Raw genomic sequence first — 17,040 nt, 5'->3', positions numbered from 1 at the left:
GTCATCCGTCCCCTCCAAACTTGTACCCGACGCCGTAGACGGTCAGGATGAGCTTCGGCTGCGATGGAACATCTTCGATTTTTTTTCGCAAATTGCTCACGTGCGTGTCGAGAACGCGGTCGTAACCGATATAGGCGTCGCCGAGGATTTCCAGAAGCTGCATGCGGGTAAACACTTTCTTCGGGTGGCGGACGAAGGCCTCGAGCAGCTTGAATTCCGTCGGCGTCAGAGCAATCTTTTTTCCGTTTTTATAAACTTCCATGCGCTCCGGAAAGACGACAAGGGGGCCGGCGCGAAGCACCTCTTCGCCGGGCGAGGCGTCCGTCGATCCGGTCGAAGACGCGGCGGAAAGCGAAGCAGAAGAAAGACGACCGGATGCAGACGCTCCTTTTTGCAAGCGGCGCAACACGACGCGGATCCGCGCGACGAGCTCCCGCAGGCTAAACGGCTTGGTGAGATAATCGTCGGCGCCGAGTTCCAAACCGAGGACCTTGTCCGCTTCTTCCGCTTTGGCGGTGAGCAGAATGACGGGAATGTCGGCGGTTTTTCGAAGCTCGCGCAGGATGTCGAAACCGTTCCGTCCCGGCATGAGCACATCGAGGACGATGAGATCCGGGCGTTCGGAATGCGCCGCCTGAAGCGCCTGAACCCCGTCCGTGAGGCCGACGGCCCAGAAGCCTTCTGCGCGCAAATATTCGACGATCATATCCACGAGCTTCGGCTCATCGTCGACGACGAGGATTTTGTCCACCGATTTTCCCTTCTTTCCCCCGTCCTTTCTGCCCCTCATCATAACCCAAATTCCCCATCGCGGCCAAACGTGACCAAACAACGCCGGACCGCAGCGCGACGAGGCCGGTCGCGATCATCTTCGGCGAGCCGGAGGTGTTTGGGGGAGATTTTCTCTCGCTTTCGGTCTGATCGAGAACACGAACTGCAACAAAGCCAACAAAGCGATCATTCCGACGGTGGCTTCGTAAAAGACGATGGCCCAAAGCGCCTGGCTATCGGTGCCGGCAAACACGCCGTGAAAAAAAGCAAGCAAAAATGTCGGATAAGAAAGAAGGTGGAACTTGCGCCACATGGCTTGGCCAATGACCTTAACGGCGCCGGAGGTAACCATCACGATGATGAGACCGTAGAAAGCGAAAATGCCCAAACCGTAGACCGCCGATCGGGCATCGGCGAACGAAGGGAAAACGATCGCCGTTCAGGGAAACGGCATGGTTGGGTCGAGCGACAAAAGAAGCATATGGAGCAAAAGAAAACCGAGGCCCCATCGGGCCCCTTGGCGGTGAACAATGTTCAGGATGCCGCGAAGTTTACCCGGAACAAAGGGCAACGAGGCAAGCATTCCGGCCGCCACGGTCAAAAACAGCCAGACGTAGGCAGAAAAGCCGAAGGCGCGAATAAGCGGCCAAATCGGCCAGGTCTCGATCCATGCGCGGAAGGCGTTCTCCCCATTCAATTCAACGCGTCCCTCTCCCTCCGCCGGTTGATTCGGCGACTGCCTCCGGCGAACAGACCATCCAGGCCAGCAAAGCGGTCTTCTGAATGACGGGCGGTTTTAATAGACGCGCGTCCGGACCTTACGCGAGAAAGGGGCGCTGGACGCCGGCGCCCGATCGGTCGAAGGAGGCATCGACTTTAGCGTCGGGAGTTGAGCCGACTCGTCATCGGCGGCGTCCGGGAACAGGCGACTTTCCGTCGGATGGTCCAGCGATCGGTCTTCGACGGGCCCGTCGTCGGCGGAAACGGAAACGGCCGATTCCGTTCGGGCGTGGACGGCGTCTTCATGTTGGACGGCGGCGTAGCCGGAGCCGAAGGTCAGAGAAGCGGCGAACGCCACGGACCACTTGATTCTCCGCGCTGTGTTCACGGCCGGCCCTCCTTACCGGAAAAGCGATCGCATGCCAAGGGACCATCGAGAACGTCAAGCTCATATATCGGACGGATCCACGAGGACAACGCTTGCGGTCACGAGAAAAGCCTAGATCGTTCGGCGGAGGCGCCAAGCGGATGTCTCGCACCACCGGCGGCCTTGTTCGGCTCGGAACTTCAGCGTGTATCAATCCAAATCAAAGCTCAAGGCAAAAGGGGGTTGACGCCGCGCACGCCCAGGCCGTGCTAATACACCAACTGACCGCCTGTGCCGCCCACAAAGAAAATCCAGACCAAGCCCAGCAAAGCGACCATCCGATACCCGTTTTGCCGGCCGATATCTTTGCCCTTGCGCCGTCCCGCGTAGCGCCAAACCGCCAGCGCGATCAGCGCCAGCGTTCCCAGGATGGCCGAAAGTTGATGCGGCACGATCACAGGCGCAAGGCTGCTCTCTTCATAAGGGCGGTGGGCGATGATTCCCGTCACGACGGCCACCGGTGATGCGATCGTCGCCAGGACAAAAAGGTGCCACTCCATTTCCGGGAAAGGAGGTCGTTTAAGGCCGACAAGCGCCATGAGGAAACTTAAAAAAAACAACACAATAGGAAAATGAACCACCATCGGATGAAGATCTTGCGTTAATGTAAAAAGAAAATCAACCATGCTTCTCCTCCCTTGGAATGAATTGGTGAAAAGAACAGAGGACACCCGTCGCCGATCGGCGACGGGCGGGACGGGAATCGCGCAGGCCCCCTGCATGTACGGTTCGATTTGCGCTTTTCGGCGGTTACGCTTCCTGACCGGCCCTCAGATTCGGCCGCTCGCCGCGTTTCCCGTCGTACAAAGGCGGCACGCAGTCGACCATCGTCTCAACGCGCTGTTTGAACTTCGCGAGCGCTTGATCCGCTTGTTCCTGCGTCATCTTCCCCGCCTGCACCCGCTCGTCGAGCGTTTGCTTCACCGCGTCGGTGAGGCGGGCGATGAGATCCGCCTTGGCGATGCCGTGGGCTTCGGCGATCTGGGCGAGCGACTTGCCGTTTTTCAGTTCATTTTGGAGCTCATCCGGCTCAAGGCCCAGGATGTTGGCCAGATCCGCGCTGGAGGCGCGGAGGCCCAAACCGTGCGGGCCAAAGCCGCCCCGGTCAAAGCCCCGTTTAAACGGAGGGGCGTCCTTGCCCTGAGCAAACGGTTTCCCCGCTTCGGACGGCGTCTTTTCGATCCGTTGCGGGAGGGCGCTTTTGTACTCTTCCAACAGGGCGTCGGCCCGCGCCTGATCGATCTTCCCGCTTTGGACGAGCCGATCGAGCGCCGCCTTTTTCGCCTCGACCAGCCGGTCGATGAGCGTCGCCTCGTCAATGCCGTGAGCTTTGGCGATGTCGACGAGCGACTTACCCTGTTGAAATTCGGCCTGCAGCTCTTCCGCTGGGATGCCGAGCACATCGGCGATCGACCCTTTGGCGTGGCCAAAACCGAACCCGTAGGCATTCGCCGTACCGGCCGTCACGCCCATGGCCGCGAAAAACGCGAGCGCCAGTGCCCCTTTGGCCCATCGGTTGCGCATGCCTTCTGCCTCCTTTGCGTCAAGCGTCCTTAGGCAAACACGCCATCGCAAACGGCGCCCCGCGTTTTCCCGTCCACCGCTATTGTAGCCGGCGATTGTCAAAAACTTCTTCAGCGCTTCTTAAGAAAATCTTAAGATGATCCGCCGAGGTTGAGGAGGTTGTAGAAGACGGCCGCCGCTTCGGCACGCGTCGCCGCCCGATGGGGGTCGAACGCCGCTCCCGTTCCGCGCATCACGCCGGCGGCCACAACCCGCGCCACCGCCTCTCGCGCCCAGACGGGAATGGCGGCAGCATCCCGGAAGATGGGGGCGCCTTCCGTCCGAAGGCCGTCCTCCCGCGACAGGCGCGCCAGGACCTGATCGACGAGCACCGCAAGCTCCGCCCGGCTGACCGGCCGGTCGGGGCGAAACGTCCCGTCCGGATAACCCCGAAGCACCCCCAGCGCCTGAAGGCGCGCGACCGACGTTTCCGCCCATGGCGGGACGGCATCGCGAAACGCCGGCCTGGCGGCCTCTTTCACAACCGGCGATCCCGTCAAACTCGGCGAAGCCGAAACGCCCGCGAGACCCGTCCGGTCGCTCGACCCCGAGGGCGCCGACGATGATCCTGCCGCCGCGGCCGGCATCCCGGCCGAAGCCTGCCCGACCGTCGCAGCGGCCCCGAGCGCCCGATCGAGGAGCACCGCCGCCTCCGCCCGGGTGAGGGGCTTATCGGGGGCAAACCGGCCCGACGCGACTCCGTCGACGATTCCCCGAGCATACAGCGCCGTAGCCGCCGGCTCCGCCCAGTGGCCGACGAGGTCGTCAAACGCCCGCACGACGACGGGGATTCGCGTTCGGGCCCCGTCGAAGTCGATTTCGATCCGTCCCGCTCCCGGTACCGCCCCGGCCACGACGGTCAGCCCTTCCACCCGGACCCATTCACCGGAAAAATCTTCCGGTGCGCCTCCTCGTCCGTCGCCCTGCCCGGCGGAAGCGGTGTCCTCCCGGACGACGGTCAGGGTGACGTTCTCCGGCGCAAGCCGGATCCGGCGGCCGTCCCGGAGACGGGCCCACACCGTAAGCGCCATTTGTCCGCCGGGCTTCAGCGTAAGCGCCGCCGGTTCCGCTTCCAGAGCCAGCACGTCCCTTCCGCCCAGGACGCGGACTTCCAGCGTTTGCCGAACGTCGCCGACCGCGGCGGTCAGGACGTACGTCCCGCCGGTCGGGAAGCGGACCGCCGGGCCGGAAGCCTCGATCTCCGCCGGCCCCGTGGCCGACCACGTGAGCGCCTCCGTCGGAAGCGACAACGGATGATAGTGCGTATCGTACGCCTTGACCTCGAAGCGGACCGTCCCGCCGGCGAGGACATCCCCGCCTTTCGGCAGCCGCACGATGAGTCCCCCGACCGAATCCCCCGGCGGCGCCGTGTTGAGGACGCCGATCGCCGTCGGCACCGCCCGGGGGGATCCGCCGGAGGGTCGGTTCAGCACCGTCGGCGCCGTTTCGCCGAGACGGCGGGCGACGAACGTCGCCGAACCGCCGCCGTCCAGATTGATCGCCCGGTCGGCCCCAAGCGACGCGAGATACTGCGCCAGCTCCGGAAGCGTCATGCCGCGGCTTTCGGCCGACGCCTCGACGACGACGATCCAGACCGTCCGCCCGGCCGCATCGATCGCAACGGCCGCCCGCGCCCGCGGCTTGTCCCCGTCGACCGCCGGGTCCATCACCGGAAGCGGCCGGCCCCCTTCGACGAGAAGGCGGTGGCTTCCGACCGTCGACAGAAGGACTGGGACGCCGGACGAAGCGTCCCTTGCCTCTCCGGCCGGCGTGTCCCCCGCCTCTCCGGCGGCGGAAGCGGAAGTTGCCCCGACTCCCGCGGCCAAAGCGGCGGCCGGAATCGAAACCCGGCTGCCGTCCGGAAGCGCCATCCCGGCCCGGAGCTCCAGCCGGACCGGATCGCCGGGGGCAAAATGCGCCCGCAAAAACGCCGCCGCCGGCCCTTCACCCCAGAGGACGAATCCGTCCGGCGGGATCGGACTTCCGTCCGACGCCTCGACGACGGACCGGACGACGCCGTCGGCGACGACGACCTCGACGACGTCCCGGAACCGACCGCCGGCCCGGCCGTAGCTTTTTGCCCCCCACGCCGGCGTGTAGAGGACGATCTGCCCGGAGTGGCTCGGCCGGCCGTCCCGGGGGTCGTACGCCTCCTTGTTCACCGCCCGGATCGGATGCGTCGAGCCGTCCGGCGCCCAGAGCGTCCCTTCAAACCAGAACGTCCCGATCGCCGCCCGGCCGTCCGAAAGGAGGCCGAAAACGTCCCACGTCGCCACCCCCGGCGCGCTCATCACCGTCCCGCCGTCCACCACCGGCCCGAGGGGCGCTCCGATCCCCGTCAGGTGGAAAAAGTCGGCGTTCACCGCCGCGATTGCCCCTTTTGCTCGGGCGAGCTCAGACACCGGCGCCTTTCGGCCGATCCCCTCGGCGCTCGTAAGCGGCACCAGGCGGACGTACGGGTTGGTGAGGTCGATTCGAACGCCGTAGACGACAACCGGTTTTCCGGAGAGCGAAAGCGTGCGTCGGAAGGCGCTAACCCCTTCCCCGACCGGCTCTTCCCAGTCGCCGCCGGCCGCTCCGGCTGCGGCCGGAAAACTGACGCCCGCAAACACCGCCCCCGCCAGGACGGCGAAAAGAAACGCCCGGACCTTTCGTCCGAGTCCCGTCCACCGATGCCCACCGCGCCGTCTCTCCGACATCGCTCCGCCTCTCCCTCCACGATCTCTGCATTCTTTTCCCTCACTCTTTATACGAGCGTTGGGCCGGTCCGTTGCGTACGCTTTGCCCGGCGCGCTTTTTTCCACGGCCTCCCTTCGATATAATGAATAAAACAAACGCAATGCCGAGGGCGGGGCCGTCCCCGGCCGCCGTTCGCGCTTGCGAAAAAACATTCAGAAAAGAGGGGACACCGGGTGCACGCTTACTGGAACGGAGAGATTCTCCCGCTGGACGCCGTCCGCGTCTCGCCGCTCGACCGGGGTTTCGTCTTCGGCGACGGCGTCTATGAAGTGATCCGCCTTTACGGCGGTCGCCTCTTTTACGCCGACCGCCACTGGGCGCGCCTCGCCCGGAGCTTGCAGGCGCTGTCCATCGCCCCGGCGCCGGATCCGGCCGCCCTGGAAGACGCCCTCCGGCAGCTCATCGCCAAAGACGGCGTCGAAGACGGCATCGCCTACGTCCAGGTCACCCGCGGCGCCGCGCCCCGGACGCACGCTTTTCCCGCGCCACCGGTCGCCCCGAGCGTCCTCGCCTATGTCCAGCCGATCCCGCGGCCGGCGTCCATCGACCGCGGCGGCCGGGCCGTCCTCTACCCGGACCTCCGCTGGCAGCGGGTCGACATCAAATCCGTCAACCTCCTCGGCAACGTCCTCGCCAAACAGCACGCGGTGGAAGCCGGCGCCGACGAAGCGATCCTCCACCGGGACGGTCTGATCACCGAAGGGTCGAGTTCCAACGTCTTCATCGTCAAAAAAGGCATCGCCTTCACCCATCCGGCGACGAACGCCATCTTAAACGGCATCACCCGCCAGCTCGTCCTCGAACTCATGGGCGAGCTCGGCCTGCCGGTCGTCGAGCGGCCGTTTTCCATCGAGGCGCTCTGGGAAGCCGACGAAGTGTTCATCACGAGCACGATCAACGAAGTGACGCCGATCGTCGCCGTCGACGGCATCCCGATCGCCGGAGGAAAGATCGGCCCGTGGACCGCCGCCGTCCGCGCCGCATTCTCGGACCTCGTCGAACGGGTCCGCATCGGCGCCGGCGCCTGAAGGATGGGGGGCGCCGACCGACGGTCGACTCCGCCCGCCGGATGCCCGCCGGATGGGGCCGCAGCCGGCGCCGTCGGTTCCGGACCGCGCCTGGACCGCGATCGCCCGAGGGCACGGACGCGGCTTTCGGAAGGCGCGAAAGCCTCGGTTCCGCTCAGCGCCGGAAAGTCCACTCCGGGCGGCCGTACTTTTCCCGGACCAGCCGTTCGGCGAGGGCCGCTTCCTCCGGCGTAAGCGGCTCCGGCACAAAACGGATGCCGAGGGCCCGCGAGAACCCTTCGACGAGGGCAGCTTTCAGCGCCTCCACCCTGACCGGCCGGCCAAGCTCCGCTTCGATCGCCGTCGCCGTCCGGCGAAACCGCTCCCGGGCCTGTTCCCGGGCCGCTTCATTCGGAAAATAAAACAGGCGAAACATCGCCGCCTCATCGTACGAAAGCGGCACCGATCCGTGCTGCAGAAGAACGCCGCCAAGGCGCGCCTGGGCGCTTCCGGCGGCTTTTTTGCCGCCGATGACGAGCTCATACGCCCCCGGCGACTCGAAACAGACGGGCGATCCCGACTTCGGCGCCGCCGCTTCCGGCGTCTGAAGCTCCGCCGTCCGGAGGCCGAGGGCGTGAAAGGCGGCCACAAGCCCTTCCGTCAGGCGCCGAAAGGCGTCCATCACCCCTTCCGGGATCCGCGGGTCGTTTTCCGGAACAACGATCGAATACGTCACCTCCCGGTCGTGAAACACCGTCCGCCCGCCGCTCGGCCGCCGAACGAGACCGACGCCGAGCGCCTTGACCGCCTCGAGGTCGACCGCCTCCCGGACCGCCTGGTTCATCCCGAGGGAGAGCGAGCGGGGGCGCCACGTATAGAGCCGAAGCGTCGGCGGCACCCGCCCGGTCCGGACGAGCTCGACCATCGCTTCATCGAGCGCCATGTGAAAAGCCGGATCTCGATCGTCCGTCACGACAAGCCGCCATGTCGGCGGCTTTCCGGCCGGCAGAGGGTCGCCGGCGGCCCGCTCACCGGCAAAGCCCGCCCCGGCGCCGATGTCCTGCACCATCCTCGCCCCCTCCCCTAAAACGAGGCGCTCACGGCGGCCGTCACCGCCACCGCCCCGAGGACGACGACGATGAGCGGCCGGCCCCGCCACGCCAGCCCCGCCGCCGCCGCGGCGCCTGCAACGCCCGCCGCCGGCGGCTCCGTCGCCTGAAACACCCCCGGAACGATGAGCGCCCCGAGAACGGCAAACGGAAGCAGATCGAAAAAACGGCGCGCCCGCGGCGATCGGCCCGCCAGCGGGAGCCAGAAGGGAATCGCCCGCAGGGCATACGTCACGAGCGCCATCCCGATAATGAGCGCCGCCATCCTCTCCCTCCCCTGGCTTAAGACGCTTCCTCCTCGGACGTCGTCAGCTCGGCCCGGTCGTCCTGAGGCCCGAACGCGGCCATCCCCCCGGCGACGAGGAGGGCCGTGAGGACGATCGCGGACCCCTTGCCGATCCCGCGGCTTATGAGCGCGCTCAACATCATCGACAGGCCGGTGGCAATTGACGCCGTCCGGCTGGCCCGAACGGCCGGCACGACGAGACCGATGAAAAGGGCATAAAGCGCCACGCCCATGCCCGCCTTCAGGCTCGCCGGGAGGCCGTCGCCGACGACATAACCGGCGGCGCTTCCCCCGACCCAGGCGGCATACGGCACGAATTCGAGAGGCAACAAATACGCCGGCGTCAGCGCCGCCTGCTTGAGCGTGAGGACGGCAAACGTCTCATCCGTCACGCCGAACGCGGCCAGGGCCCGCATCGGCCCCCGCCGATCCGAAAACCGCCGGGCGATCGCCGCGCTCATGAGCGTCATGCGGGCGTTCAAAAGGAGCGTCAAAAGCACGATGCTCCCGGTCCCGGCGCCTTCTCCGAGGAGCGTCAGGGCGAGAAACTGGCTCGCGCCGGCGTACACCGCCATCGACATGCCCATCGTCGCCCACAGGGAAAGGCCGACGCCTTTGGCGAGAAGGCCGTAGGCGAGCGCCACCGGCAGATACCCCAAGGCGATCGAAACGCCGTCGAGGGCGCCGCGGCGGACGTCGGTTCCGAAGGGGGATCCCGGCTTCATCCCCCCGCCCCGCCTTCCGCGCCGCCCAGGCCGAGGCGCGCGCGGCTTTCGGCCACCAGCGCTCGCACGAACGGGTGAAGCGCCGAAACGCCGTCCGGCCCGAGGACGGCCGAAAGCGTCCCCGCCCGGACGCATTCGTCGGTCCCCGCCACGAACGCCGAAAGAAGCGCCGCCGCCGCGGCCCGAATCCCCACTTCATCCTTCAGATCCCGCCACTCCGCCAACGCGCCCATCCGCTCCGGCCGGACGACCGGGCCGCCGGCCAGCCGGTAAAACGCCGCCGCCCGCTCGGCCCGCTCGGCGCCGGTCCCCGCGACGAGCACGAACGCCTCGACGGCTGCGGCTCCCCGCCACCTCCGCTGGGCAAGGCCGACGATCTTTTTTCCGAAGACGGCGCCGTCGTACCGGCCCGGACAAAACGCGCCCTCCACCTCGCCGAAGGCGACGGAAAGGCCGAAGCGACGGAAAAAATCTTGAAGCCGCTCCGCCGCCCACCGAAACGCCCCCTCGATCGTCGCGAGCGGACCGCGGGTCGGCCCGATCCAGGCAAGGTTCACCACCCCCGGATCGATCGGCACGAGGCGACCGCCGGACGGCCGGACGAGGCCGGCGGCCCGGTATTCGGCAAGCACCTGCCGGGCCGCCCGGCGACCGGCCGTCTCTTTGACGTCCTGGGCGCCGAAGACAAACGTCGGCGGCGCCGTCCAGACAAAAACGGCGGTCGGCCCCCCGCCGGCGATCCGCTCGGCCAATCTCCTTTCGGCCGCAAACGCCAGCGCCGCGTCCGAGAGCAAAAGGCCCGGCCCCGGCGGCCGGCGATCTTGAGGTTCTTCCATCGGTTTCGCCACCATCATGCCGCTATTATAGCACTTCGACTCCCAAGGAAAAAAACGAAGATCCGTCCGCATCTTCGGACGGATCGCCGCTTCCCGATCGAACGGTCCGACGTTCAATTTTCCGGCTCCGCCGGCGGAAGCGGCGCGTCGGCCGGCACTTCGCCGGGAAGAAGAATGTCCCACCACATTTTCGCCACCGTGAGCGCGATGAGGGCCGTGAGAATCCCCTGCAAAAGGCGCGGGCTCGTACGCGTCATGAGGCGGGCGCCGAGCGGAGCGCCGAGCATGCTCGCGATCACCAGCACCACGCCGTCGGGCCAGTAGATGATCTGGTTTGAGAGCACCTTGCCGAGCGTCGAGCCGATCGAGTTCAAAAACGTCACGGCGAGCGACGTCGCGATCGTCATGCGCGTCGGGATGCGGAGGATGAACAGCATGAGCGGGACGAGGATGAACCCGCCCCCGGCCCCCACGACGCCGGAGGCGAGCCCGACGAAGACGGCGATGCCGACGGCGAGCGCCCGGTTGAAGCGCACCTTATCCGGCGGGACGTCATCCAGCGCTTTTTTCGGCAAGAACATCAAAAAGAGCGCCGCCACCGCCAAAAACGCGAAGACGACGTTGACCGCCGCCTGCGACAGATACTGGGCGCCGAACCCGCCGATAAAACTCGCCAGCAAGATGGCGCCGCCCATGTAGAGCACCAGCGATCGGTTGAGATACGGCTCCTTCCGAAGCGCCACCACCGCCGAAAGCGTGGCAAAAAACACCTGGATCGCGTTCAGACCGGCCACCTCGTGGGCGCTGTAGGAAAAGCCGGCGAGAAGCGGCGGGAGATAGAGAAGCATCGGATATTTGATCACCGCCCCGCCGATGCCCACCATCCCCGAGACGAACGAAGCGCTCCAGCCGATGAGCGCGAGCACCAGAATCTTAAGCAGCATCGCTCCTTCCAATGCCCCCACCCTTTCTTCCCCGACTCCTTCTCCTTCTCCGACGCTTTCCGGTCGTCGGAATCCCCCGCCAGAACTCAAAAGCGGGGCCGCCCCGCCCTCGAGGCATACCGTACCACCGTTCGTTTCCCCACCGCCCCGAAAAAAGCCGGTCGGTCGGGCGACCGGCCTTTTTCAGTTCGGACGGGCGAGGACGAGCGGCCCGAGCGGGCGCTTCTCGGCGGCTTGGGCGCCGGAGGCCTCGAGCGCCGCGATCCGTTCCAGCAGCCGATCGACGACGGCCGAAAGCGCCGCCCCCGCATGCGGATCGTCGAGGAGAAGCCCGCCACCCGACACAAACGGCACCTCCCCCAAAAGCGGCACGCCGAGCGCCTCCGCCACCGCCCGACCGCCGCCCTCGCCGAAGATCCGATCCCGGGCGCCGCAGTGGCGGCAGACGACGGAGGCCATGTTTTCGATGACGCCGAGCAGGGTCGACCGGTTCATCGCCCCGGCCCGCTCCGCCACGTGGGCCGCCGTCGCCTCCGGCGTCGTCACGAGGACCTCGTACCGCCGCGCGGGGAAAAGCTCCCGCACGTCCAGCGCGAGATCCCCCGTCCCCGGCGGCAGATCGAGGACGAGCACATCGAGCGGTCCCCAGTAGACGGCGTCGCTCAGGTGCCGGAGTGTCTTCGTGAGCATCGGCCCCCGCCAAAGGATGGGAAGATTCTGCTCCTGAAACAGGCCGATCGACATCCACTTCACCCCGTGGACGACCGGCGGCACCGTCATCACATCGACGACGACCGCCCCTTTCAAACCGACGAGGCGCGGAATGCTGTGGCCGTAGATGTCTGCGTCGAGGACGCCGACCCGGTGCCCCCGCCGGGCGAGGGCGATCGCCAGATTGGCGGAGAGCGTCGACTTGCCGACGCCGCCCTTGCCGCTCTGGACGGCCAGAATGCGCACCTCGGGGTTGTGGCGGTAGATCCGCGAGCGGGCGTCGTTCGACAGCTTGTGGCGCATAAGAAGCCGGTCGGCGAGGGCTTTTTTCTCCTCCGCGGTCATCTCCGTAAACCGAAGCTCCACCCTCGCCGCCGCCTCGCCGAGGGCTTCTTCCAGCGCCCGCCGCACGTCCGCCTGAATCCGATCCGTCAGCGGACAGGCGGACGTCGTGAGGGCTACCTCCACCCTCCCGCCGCCCCGACCGACGTCGATCGTCCGCACCATGCCGAGCGTGACGATGTCGAGGCCGAGCTCCGGGTCGATCACCGCCCGAAGCGCCCGTTCCACCTTGCGCCGTTCGAACATCTCCGTCCCTCCTTTCCGCTTCGGATTTCTCTTCCCCCGTTTCGAGCGTTCGGTCCCAGCCGCGACCGCTCCGGGCACGGCGCAAAGCGGCCGGAGTCGGCGACCGTCCGGCGGCCGATCGCCGCCTCCGGGTCTTAACTTCCCGGCGGAACGAAGGCAAAGCTCGCCGCCTGCGGCGAAGAGAGGTACTCCCGGAGCGCCGACAGCGGCCCGTCCGAATCGGACCCGGAAGCCGCCAGCACCTGATCGAAAAACCGCTCCAGCGCCGCCATGAGGCCGTCCGGCTCGGCGGCCTCGAGGATGAAGCGCGGTTCGGGCGGCGCGCTTTTGTCCCCGGCAATGACGAGGAGCCGCTTCGGTTCAAAGGCCAACAGGGCATCCCACCCGTGGCCGGTTCGCCCTCGCCCGAGGCGCACCTCCGCCGGTACGGCGATCGCGAGCGTGCCGGCCGGCAAAAAGGCGTAAAGGAGGAGGGCCGGCATTCCGTCCTCCCGCTGTCCGGCCCCCCACGCCATCTCCGCCCGCACGGTCGGAAGCGCACGTCCTGCGCCGTCCGGCGGCCCCTCCGCGCCGAGGAGGCGCCGGAGGGAGGATAGATCGGCCGCCGGATCGACGACGGCCAGCGTCTCTCCGTCGTCGCCGGCCGCCCCGGGGCGGGCCAGCCCTTCGGCGACGATGAGGACGACGTCCTCCGCCATGGCCCTCCTCCTTTCCGGATTCTTTATTGACCGCCTCGCCCGATCAGCGTTGCGGCTGCCAGCGGTAGGCGTCCGGGTGGGGCTTAAGGGGCCGGAGCATCCAGTACGGCCGCCGCTCGCCCCGGGGCCCCGGCGCCGGCCGGGTGTAGCCGAGCCAGCGCTTGTAGACCTGGAACGATTTTTCCGTGTCGACGACGACCTCTCCGTAGCGGCTCGGATCGTCGACCCGCTCCACCCGCACCTTGACGTGCCAGCACATCATGCCGCTGATCGGGTCCGGCTGCACGGGAATGATGAGGTTCTGATGCACCCCCGCCTCTTCCCACCAGATGCGGCTCGTATCCGGATCGTCGCTCGCCCACGGGGTGACGCCTTTTAAGCGCACCATGCGCCAGCGGCTTCCCTCTTTTTCCAGGCGGACGAGGGCGGAGTTCCACCGATCGCTCCCGTGGTCTTCGTGGAGACGCCAGCGGCCGAGGTGGTGGGAGACGGCGATGACGCCGGGACGGATGCCCTCCGTCACCCAAACCTTGTCGATGAAGTAGCCGATCTCCGATTCCACCTTGACGAGCGAACCCGTCTTCACTCCGAGGCGCTCGGCGTCGACCGGGTTCATCCAGACCGGGTTCGTGTGGGAAATCTCATACAGCCACTTGGCGCCGTTCGTCCGGGAGTGGATGAGCGTCGGGATGCGGAACGTCGGCAGAAGGTCGAACTCGTTCTTCTCGCGGTCGATGAAATCCGGATGCACGTGGGAGACGATGTGGAAGTACTTCTTCCGCTCTTCTTTGTTCCGGGGGTAGAAGGGGATCGCGTACTCCGGCCACTTCCAGTCCTTAAGCGTCGTCGAGAAGAACTCGAGCTTGCCGGACGGCGTCGGGAACCCCTGCACCGGCTTGCCGTCGACGACGATGCCGACGCGCACCTCGCCGTGTTCGTTTTTGAAGGGCCCCGGATACGGTCGGAAGTTGACCTTCGGCGGCGGGGTTTTCGTCCACACCCCCGGCCGGACGCCCGGCAGCGTCACGTCGAGCGGAAGCGCCTTCGGATCGGCGGCCGCCGTCCCGCTCGCCGCCCCCTCTTTCATCGCCGCCTCCCGATCCGGGATGATGCGGGCGTCCTTCAGGACGTCTTCCGGCACCGGCTTTTCGTACTCCCGGTAGACGTCTTCCGTCACGGTAAAGACGCCGTACTTGCGCATGTACTCCATCGGCGTCAGGCCTTCTTTGGCCGCCGCCTCCGGAAGGCCGGGGACCGAGTTTTCGAAGATCCACCGGTAGTACGCTTCGATCGTGATCTTTTCCCCCGGCCGGTACGGCGACTCGAAGTACTTCCGGATGCCGAGCTTGCCGTCCGGATCGATCCGCCACGACAGCTCGATCCAGAATTCGTTTTCCTCCCAGACCTCGCCGGGGTTTGCCTCGTAGGTGAACGTTACTTTCTGGCCCTCTTTTTCCTTGAGCACCCGGAGCACCGGCTGCCGGAAGCCGATCCACTGCGCGGCATGCGTCTCGTAGCTGAAGAGGTCATGCCGCTCCGGGGCGAGGCCCATCGGAAGGACGTAGTCGGCGTACTGGGCCGTCTCGTTCCACGTCGGCGTCAAGGCGACGTGCAGGCCGACCCGGTTCGGATCGGTGAGCATCTCGATCCAGGAAAATCCGTCGGTGAACGTCCAGACCGGGTTGACGACGCGGGTGAAGTACACTTCGAACCGCTTGTTTTTGTCCTTTAAAAGGTGCGGCAGCATAAAACTCATTTCGAAATAGGCGAGCGGAAATTCGTCCGGGAACTGGATCGTGCTCCAGACGCGGACGTTCCCGTGCGGATCGGAAAACGGCTTCGGCACGAACTTGACGTAAGCGTTCGGGATCGTCCCGCCGGGGGTCGCCACGGAGCCGGAGAGGACGTTCAGGAAAAAGAGCGCCCGAGCGATCATCCAGCCGCCTCGGTGCCCGGCCGCGGCGTTCCGCCAGATGTGGGAGGAAAAGGCCGATCCGGCCCGGCGGATCTCTTCGGCGATCTTCACGAGGACGTCCGCCCGGACGCCGGACTCTTCCGCCGCCCACTCCGGCGTAAAGGGGCGGTAGAGGGCCTTCAGCAGCCGGACGAACGCGTCGAACGTCGTCGCCTTCGGCAGATCCGCCTCGCCGATCCACCCTTCTTTGACCATAAACTGCAGGTATTCCTGGTCTTCCAGCAGTTCGTCCCAGTTGACCCACTTCCGGACGAACTCCCGGTCGAACCAATCGTTCTGGATGAGGACGTTGGCGATGGCCAGAAGCAGCGCCGCCTCCGTCCCCGGCCACGGCGAAAGCCAGTAGTCGGCCTTGTTCGCCGTGTTCGACAGGCGCGTGTCGATGACGGCGATCTTCGCCCCCCGCTCTTTGGCTTCGATGATCCGCTGAGCGTGGGGGTTGAAGTAGTGGCCGCTTTCCAGGTGCGAGCTCATGAGCAGGATGAAGCGGGCGTTCGGGTGGTCCGGCGCCGGCCGGTCGATCCCCATCCACGTCGCGTAGCCGACCCGGGCGCCGGAGGAGCAGACGTTCGTGTGGGAGTTGTGACCGTCGACGCCCCAGGCCATGAGCACCCGCTCGGTGTAGAGGTCTTCCCCGGGGCGGCCGACATGATAGATGACTTCATCCCGCCGCCCTTCCTGAAGCGCCTTGCGGATGCGGGCGGCGATGTCGTCCAGCGCCTCGTCCCAGCTCACCCGCGTCCACTTGCCTTCCCCGCGGGCGCCCGTCCGCTTCAGCGGATAGAGGATCCGGTCCGGGTTTTTCACCTGGGTGAGGGTGGCCGGCCCTTTGCCGCAGTTCCGCCCCCGGCTCGCCGGGTGCAGCGGATGCCCTTCCAGCTTCCGGATTTCGCCCGTCTTTTGATCGATGTAGGCGAGCAGGCCGCAGGCCGCCTCGCAGTTGAAGCAGACCGTAGGAATAAGCTTGTACCGGCGCTCGACGCGCTTCGGCCAGGCTTTCGCATCGAGCTCGGCCCAATCGTCCCACCGCTCCGGCGGCGGAAACGAATGGAGCTTGCCGAAACGCTGGAAACGCCCCGCTTTCACCGTCACCATGAACGGTCCCTCCTTTTTAAGCCTTTCCGCCGATCACCCGAGAACGATCGCCTGGACGCCGATCCCCTGAATCCGTAAACCGGCCGGATCTCCGGACGTTCACGTGAGCGGCACCGATTGCGCCGCCTGGACGTAGGCGTGCTCGTAAGCCAAAAGCCCCGCCAATCCGAGGAGGGCGGCAAAAACGGCCCCCTGGCCTAGGACGGCGAAGAGGACGAGCGGCAACACCGCGCCGGCGATGAGCCCGGTCCAGTAGAACGTCCCGTAGCGGCCGAAGATCATCTGATGGGCCGCTCGCTTGGCGTCGATCGTCATGGGCGGCATCACGAGTTCGCTCAGGGCGAAGAGGAGGTGGACCAAAAGGCCGACGGCAAAGGCCCAGCCGACGAGGGTCCGGGCTTCCGCCGGAAGCGGAAGGAAGCGCTCGACAATGAGGAAGGCGGCGGCGCCGGCAAAGAGCCCCTGGCTAAAGAGATGCAGCGGAAGAAGCGGGTTCTGCCACAGATCGCGTCCCTTCGATTGGCCGAACAACCACGCGGTGTAGATGACCGCGAGCACCGAGAGGATCGCCCCCGGGATCACCAGGGCATCGGCCAGGCCCGAAAGGCCGAGGAGCCCGGCGAGGAACAGAAGCGCCAGCACGAGCGCATAACCGGTGATGATAAACGCCCCGCGGACGAGCCAGGACCGCCACTGCGGACGGGTGAAGATCCGGTAAAAGTCGTGTCCGGTATCATGTGTAAAAACGGATGGTCCAGGTAACATAAAATGAGCCATCCGGCCCTCTTTGGTAGAATGTGAGACGGAGAAGAAACCACTTCACCAGGAGGGATACCGGATGGCTCA

17 protein-coding genes are annotated in these 17,040 nt (G+C 66.3%); 1 reads left to right on the top strand and 16 read right to left on the bottom strand.

The genetic code is table 11. From position 1 onward, the window contains the following. Position 1: 1 nt before the first annotated feature. From SA87_RS01555 to SA87_RS01525, 7 genes are all read right to left on the bottom strand, one after another. Positions 2-751: a response regulator transcription factor gene (locus tag SA87_RS01555; RefSeq protein WP_066442243.1), complete on the bottom strand. Its 750-nt coding sequence runs from the start codon at positions 749-751 to the stop codon at positions 2-4. A gap of 114 nt (positions 752-865) precedes the next feature. Next, a complete protein-coding gene (locus tag SA87_RS01550; RefSeq protein WP_066198136.1) occupies positions 866-1,159 on the bottom strand; it encodes a hypothetical protein in 294 nt (97 codons plus the stop codon). A 51-nt stretch (positions 1,160-1,210) separates the two neighbouring features. Continuing rightward, positions 1,211-1,468 (bottom strand): hypothetical protein, encoded by a 258-nt coding sequence (locus SA87_RS01545; RefSeq protein ID WP_066198131.1) that lies wholly within the window; start codon positions 1,466-1,468, stop codon positions 1,211-1,213. Between the two features lie 99 nt (positions 1,469-1,567). Beyond that, complete coding sequence (locus SA87_RS01540) at positions 1,568-1,879, bottom strand: hypothetical protein (protein WP_066198129.1); 312 nt, start codon at positions 1,877-1,879, stop codon at positions 1,568-1,570. A 248-nt stretch (positions 1,880-2,127) separates the two neighbouring features. Continuing rightward, positions 2,128-2,544: a DUF2231 domain-containing protein gene (locus SA87_RS01535; RefSeq protein ID WP_066198124.1), complete on the bottom strand. Its 417-nt coding sequence runs from the start codon at positions 2,542-2,544 to the stop codon at positions 2,128-2,130. A gap of 124 nt (positions 2,545-2,668) precedes the next feature. Then, the gene (locus SA87_RS01530; RefSeq protein ID WP_066198121.1) at positions 2,669-3,442 is read right to left on the bottom strand and encodes a hypothetical protein; all 774 of its coding nucleotides are present in this window, start codon (positions 3,440-3,442) and stop codon (positions 2,669-2,671) included. A gap of 131 nt (positions 3,443-3,573) precedes the next feature. Continuing rightward, positions 3,574-6,180 carry an S-layer homology domain-containing protein gene (locus SA87_RS01525; RefSeq protein ID WP_066198118.1) on the bottom strand — a complete coding sequence of 869 codons (2,607 nt, stop codon included), beginning with the start codon at positions 6,178-6,180 and terminating at the stop codon, positions 3,574-3,576. Between the two features lie 213 nt (positions 6,181-6,393). Here SA87_RS01525 and dat point away from each other — a divergent pair, with 213 nt between their 5' ends. Then, positions 6,394-7,248, top strand: coding sequence for a D-amino-acid transaminase (dat, locus tag SA87_RS01520; RefSeq protein ID WP_066198115.1), 855 nt, complete (start codon positions 6,394-6,396; stop codon positions 7,246-7,248). A gap of 154 nt (positions 7,249-7,402) precedes the next feature. On the opposite strand, the gene SA87_RS01515 is transcribed toward dat, so the two are convergent. From SA87_RS01515 to nrfD, 9 genes are all read right to left on the bottom strand, one after another. Further along, positions 7,403-8,296 carry a lipoate--protein ligase family protein gene (locus tag SA87_RS01515; protein ID WP_066442241.1) on the bottom strand — a complete coding sequence of 298 codons (894 nt, stop codon included), beginning with the start codon at positions 8,294-8,296 and terminating at the stop codon, positions 7,403-7,405. 14 nt (positions 8,297-8,310) lie between these two features. After that, positions 8,311-8,601: an AzlD domain-containing protein gene (locus SA87_RS01510; RefSeq protein ID WP_066198112.1), complete on the bottom strand. Its 291-nt coding sequence runs from the start codon at positions 8,599-8,601 to the stop codon at positions 8,311-8,313. Positions 8,602-8,618: 17 nt separating this feature from the next. Further along, complete coding sequence (locus tag SA87_RS01505; protein ID WP_066198110.1) at positions 8,619-9,347, bottom strand: AzlC family ABC transporter permease; 729 nt, start codon at positions 9,345-9,347, stop codon at positions 8,619-8,621. Then, a complete protein-coding gene (locus SA87_RS13400; protein WP_169816881.1) occupies positions 9,344-10,198 on the bottom strand; it encodes a lipoate--protein ligase family protein in 855 nt (284 codons plus the stop codon). The genes SA87_RS01505 and SA87_RS13400 overlap by 4 nt, the downstream gene beginning before the upstream one ends. A gap of 98 nt (positions 10,199-10,296) precedes the next feature. Beyond that, the gene (locus tag SA87_RS01495) at positions 10,297-11,148 is read right to left on the bottom strand and encodes a sulfite exporter TauE/SafE family protein (protein WP_322787505.1); all 852 of its coding nucleotides are present in this window, start codon (positions 11,146-11,148) and stop codon (positions 10,297-10,299) included. A 162-nt stretch (positions 11,149-11,310) separates the two neighbouring features. After that, entirely contained in the window at positions 11,311-12,426 is a 1,116-nt protein-coding gene (locus SA87_RS01490) for a P-loop NTPase (protein WP_066198102.1), read from the bottom strand. A 134-nt stretch (positions 12,427-12,560) separates the two neighbouring features. Next, positions 12,561-13,124 carry a hypothetical protein gene (locus SA87_RS01485; protein ID WP_066198100.1) on the bottom strand — a complete coding sequence of 188 codons (564 nt, stop codon included), beginning with the start codon at positions 13,122-13,124 and terminating at the stop codon, positions 12,561-12,563. Between the two features lie 43 nt (positions 13,125-13,167). Continuing rightward, positions 13,168-16,194 (bottom strand): molybdopterin-dependent oxidoreductase, encoded by a 3,027-nt coding sequence (locus tag SA87_RS01480; RefSeq protein ID WP_066198098.1) that lies wholly within the window; start codon positions 16,192-16,194, stop codon positions 13,168-13,170. A gap of 99 nt (positions 16,195-16,293) precedes the next feature. Continuing rightward, positions 16,294-16,959: an NrfD/PsrC family molybdoenzyme membrane anchor subunit gene (nrfD, locus tag SA87_RS01475; RefSeq protein WP_211264133.1), complete on the bottom strand. Its 666-nt coding sequence runs from the start codon at positions 16,957-16,959 to the stop codon at positions 16,294-16,296. Between the last annotated feature and the right edge of the window lie 81 nt (positions 16,960-17,040).

Source organism: Hydrogenibacillus schlegelii (assembly GCF_001653195.1).
GTDB lineage: Bacteria > Bacillota > Bacilli > Thermicanales > DSM-22653 > Hydrogenibacillus > Hydrogenibacillus schlegelii.
This window is presented reverse-complemented; position numbering and strand designations above follow the sequence as displayed.

Excerpts from the sequence above, each read along its gene's own strand:
- SA87_RS01505 (WP_066198110.1), bottom strand. The coding sequence starts at position 9,347 with ATGAAGCCGGGATCCCCCTTCGGAACCGACGTCCGCCGCGGCGCCCTC.
- SA87_RS13400 (WP_169816881.1), bottom strand. The coding sequence starts at position 10,198 with ATGGTGGCGAAACCGATGGAAGAACCTCAAGATCGCCGGCCGCCGGGG.
- SA87_RS01530 (WP_066198121.1), bottom strand. The coding sequence starts at position 3,442 with ATGCGCAACCGATGGGCCAAAGGGGCACTGGCGCTCGCGTTTTTCGCG.
- SA87_RS01485 (WP_066198100.1), bottom strand. The coding sequence starts at position 13,124 with ATGGCGGAGGACGTCGTCCTCATCGTCGCCGAAGGGCTGGCCCGCCCC.
- SA87_RS01515 (WP_066442241.1), bottom strand. The coding sequence starts at position 8,296 with ATGGTGCAGGACATCGGCGCCGGGGCGGGCTTTGCCGGTGAGCGGGCC.
- SA87_RS01490 (WP_066198102.1), bottom strand. The coding sequence starts at position 12,426 with ATGTTCGAACGGCGCAAGGTGGAACGGGCGCTTCGGGCGGTGATCGAC.
- SA87_RS01525 (WP_066198118.1), bottom strand. The coding sequence starts at position 6,180 with ATGTCGGAGAGACGGCGCGGTGGGCATCGGTGGACGGGACTCGGACGA.
- SA87_RS01480 (WP_066198098.1), bottom strand. The coding sequence starts at position 16,194 with ATGGTGACGGTGAAAGCGGGGCGTTTCCAGCGTTTCGGCAAGCTCCAT.
- SA87_RS01535 (WP_066198124.1), bottom strand. The coding sequence starts at position 2,544 with ATGGTTGATTTTCTTTTTACATTAACGCAAGATCTTCATCCGATGGTG.
- nrfD (WP_211264133.1), bottom strand. The coding sequence starts at position 16,959 with ATGTTACCTGGACCATCCGTTTTTACACATGATACCGGACACGACTTT.
- SA87_RS01510 (WP_066198112.1), bottom strand. The coding sequence starts at position 8,601 with ATGGCGGCGCTCATTATCGGGATGGCGCTCGTGACGTATGCCCTGCGG.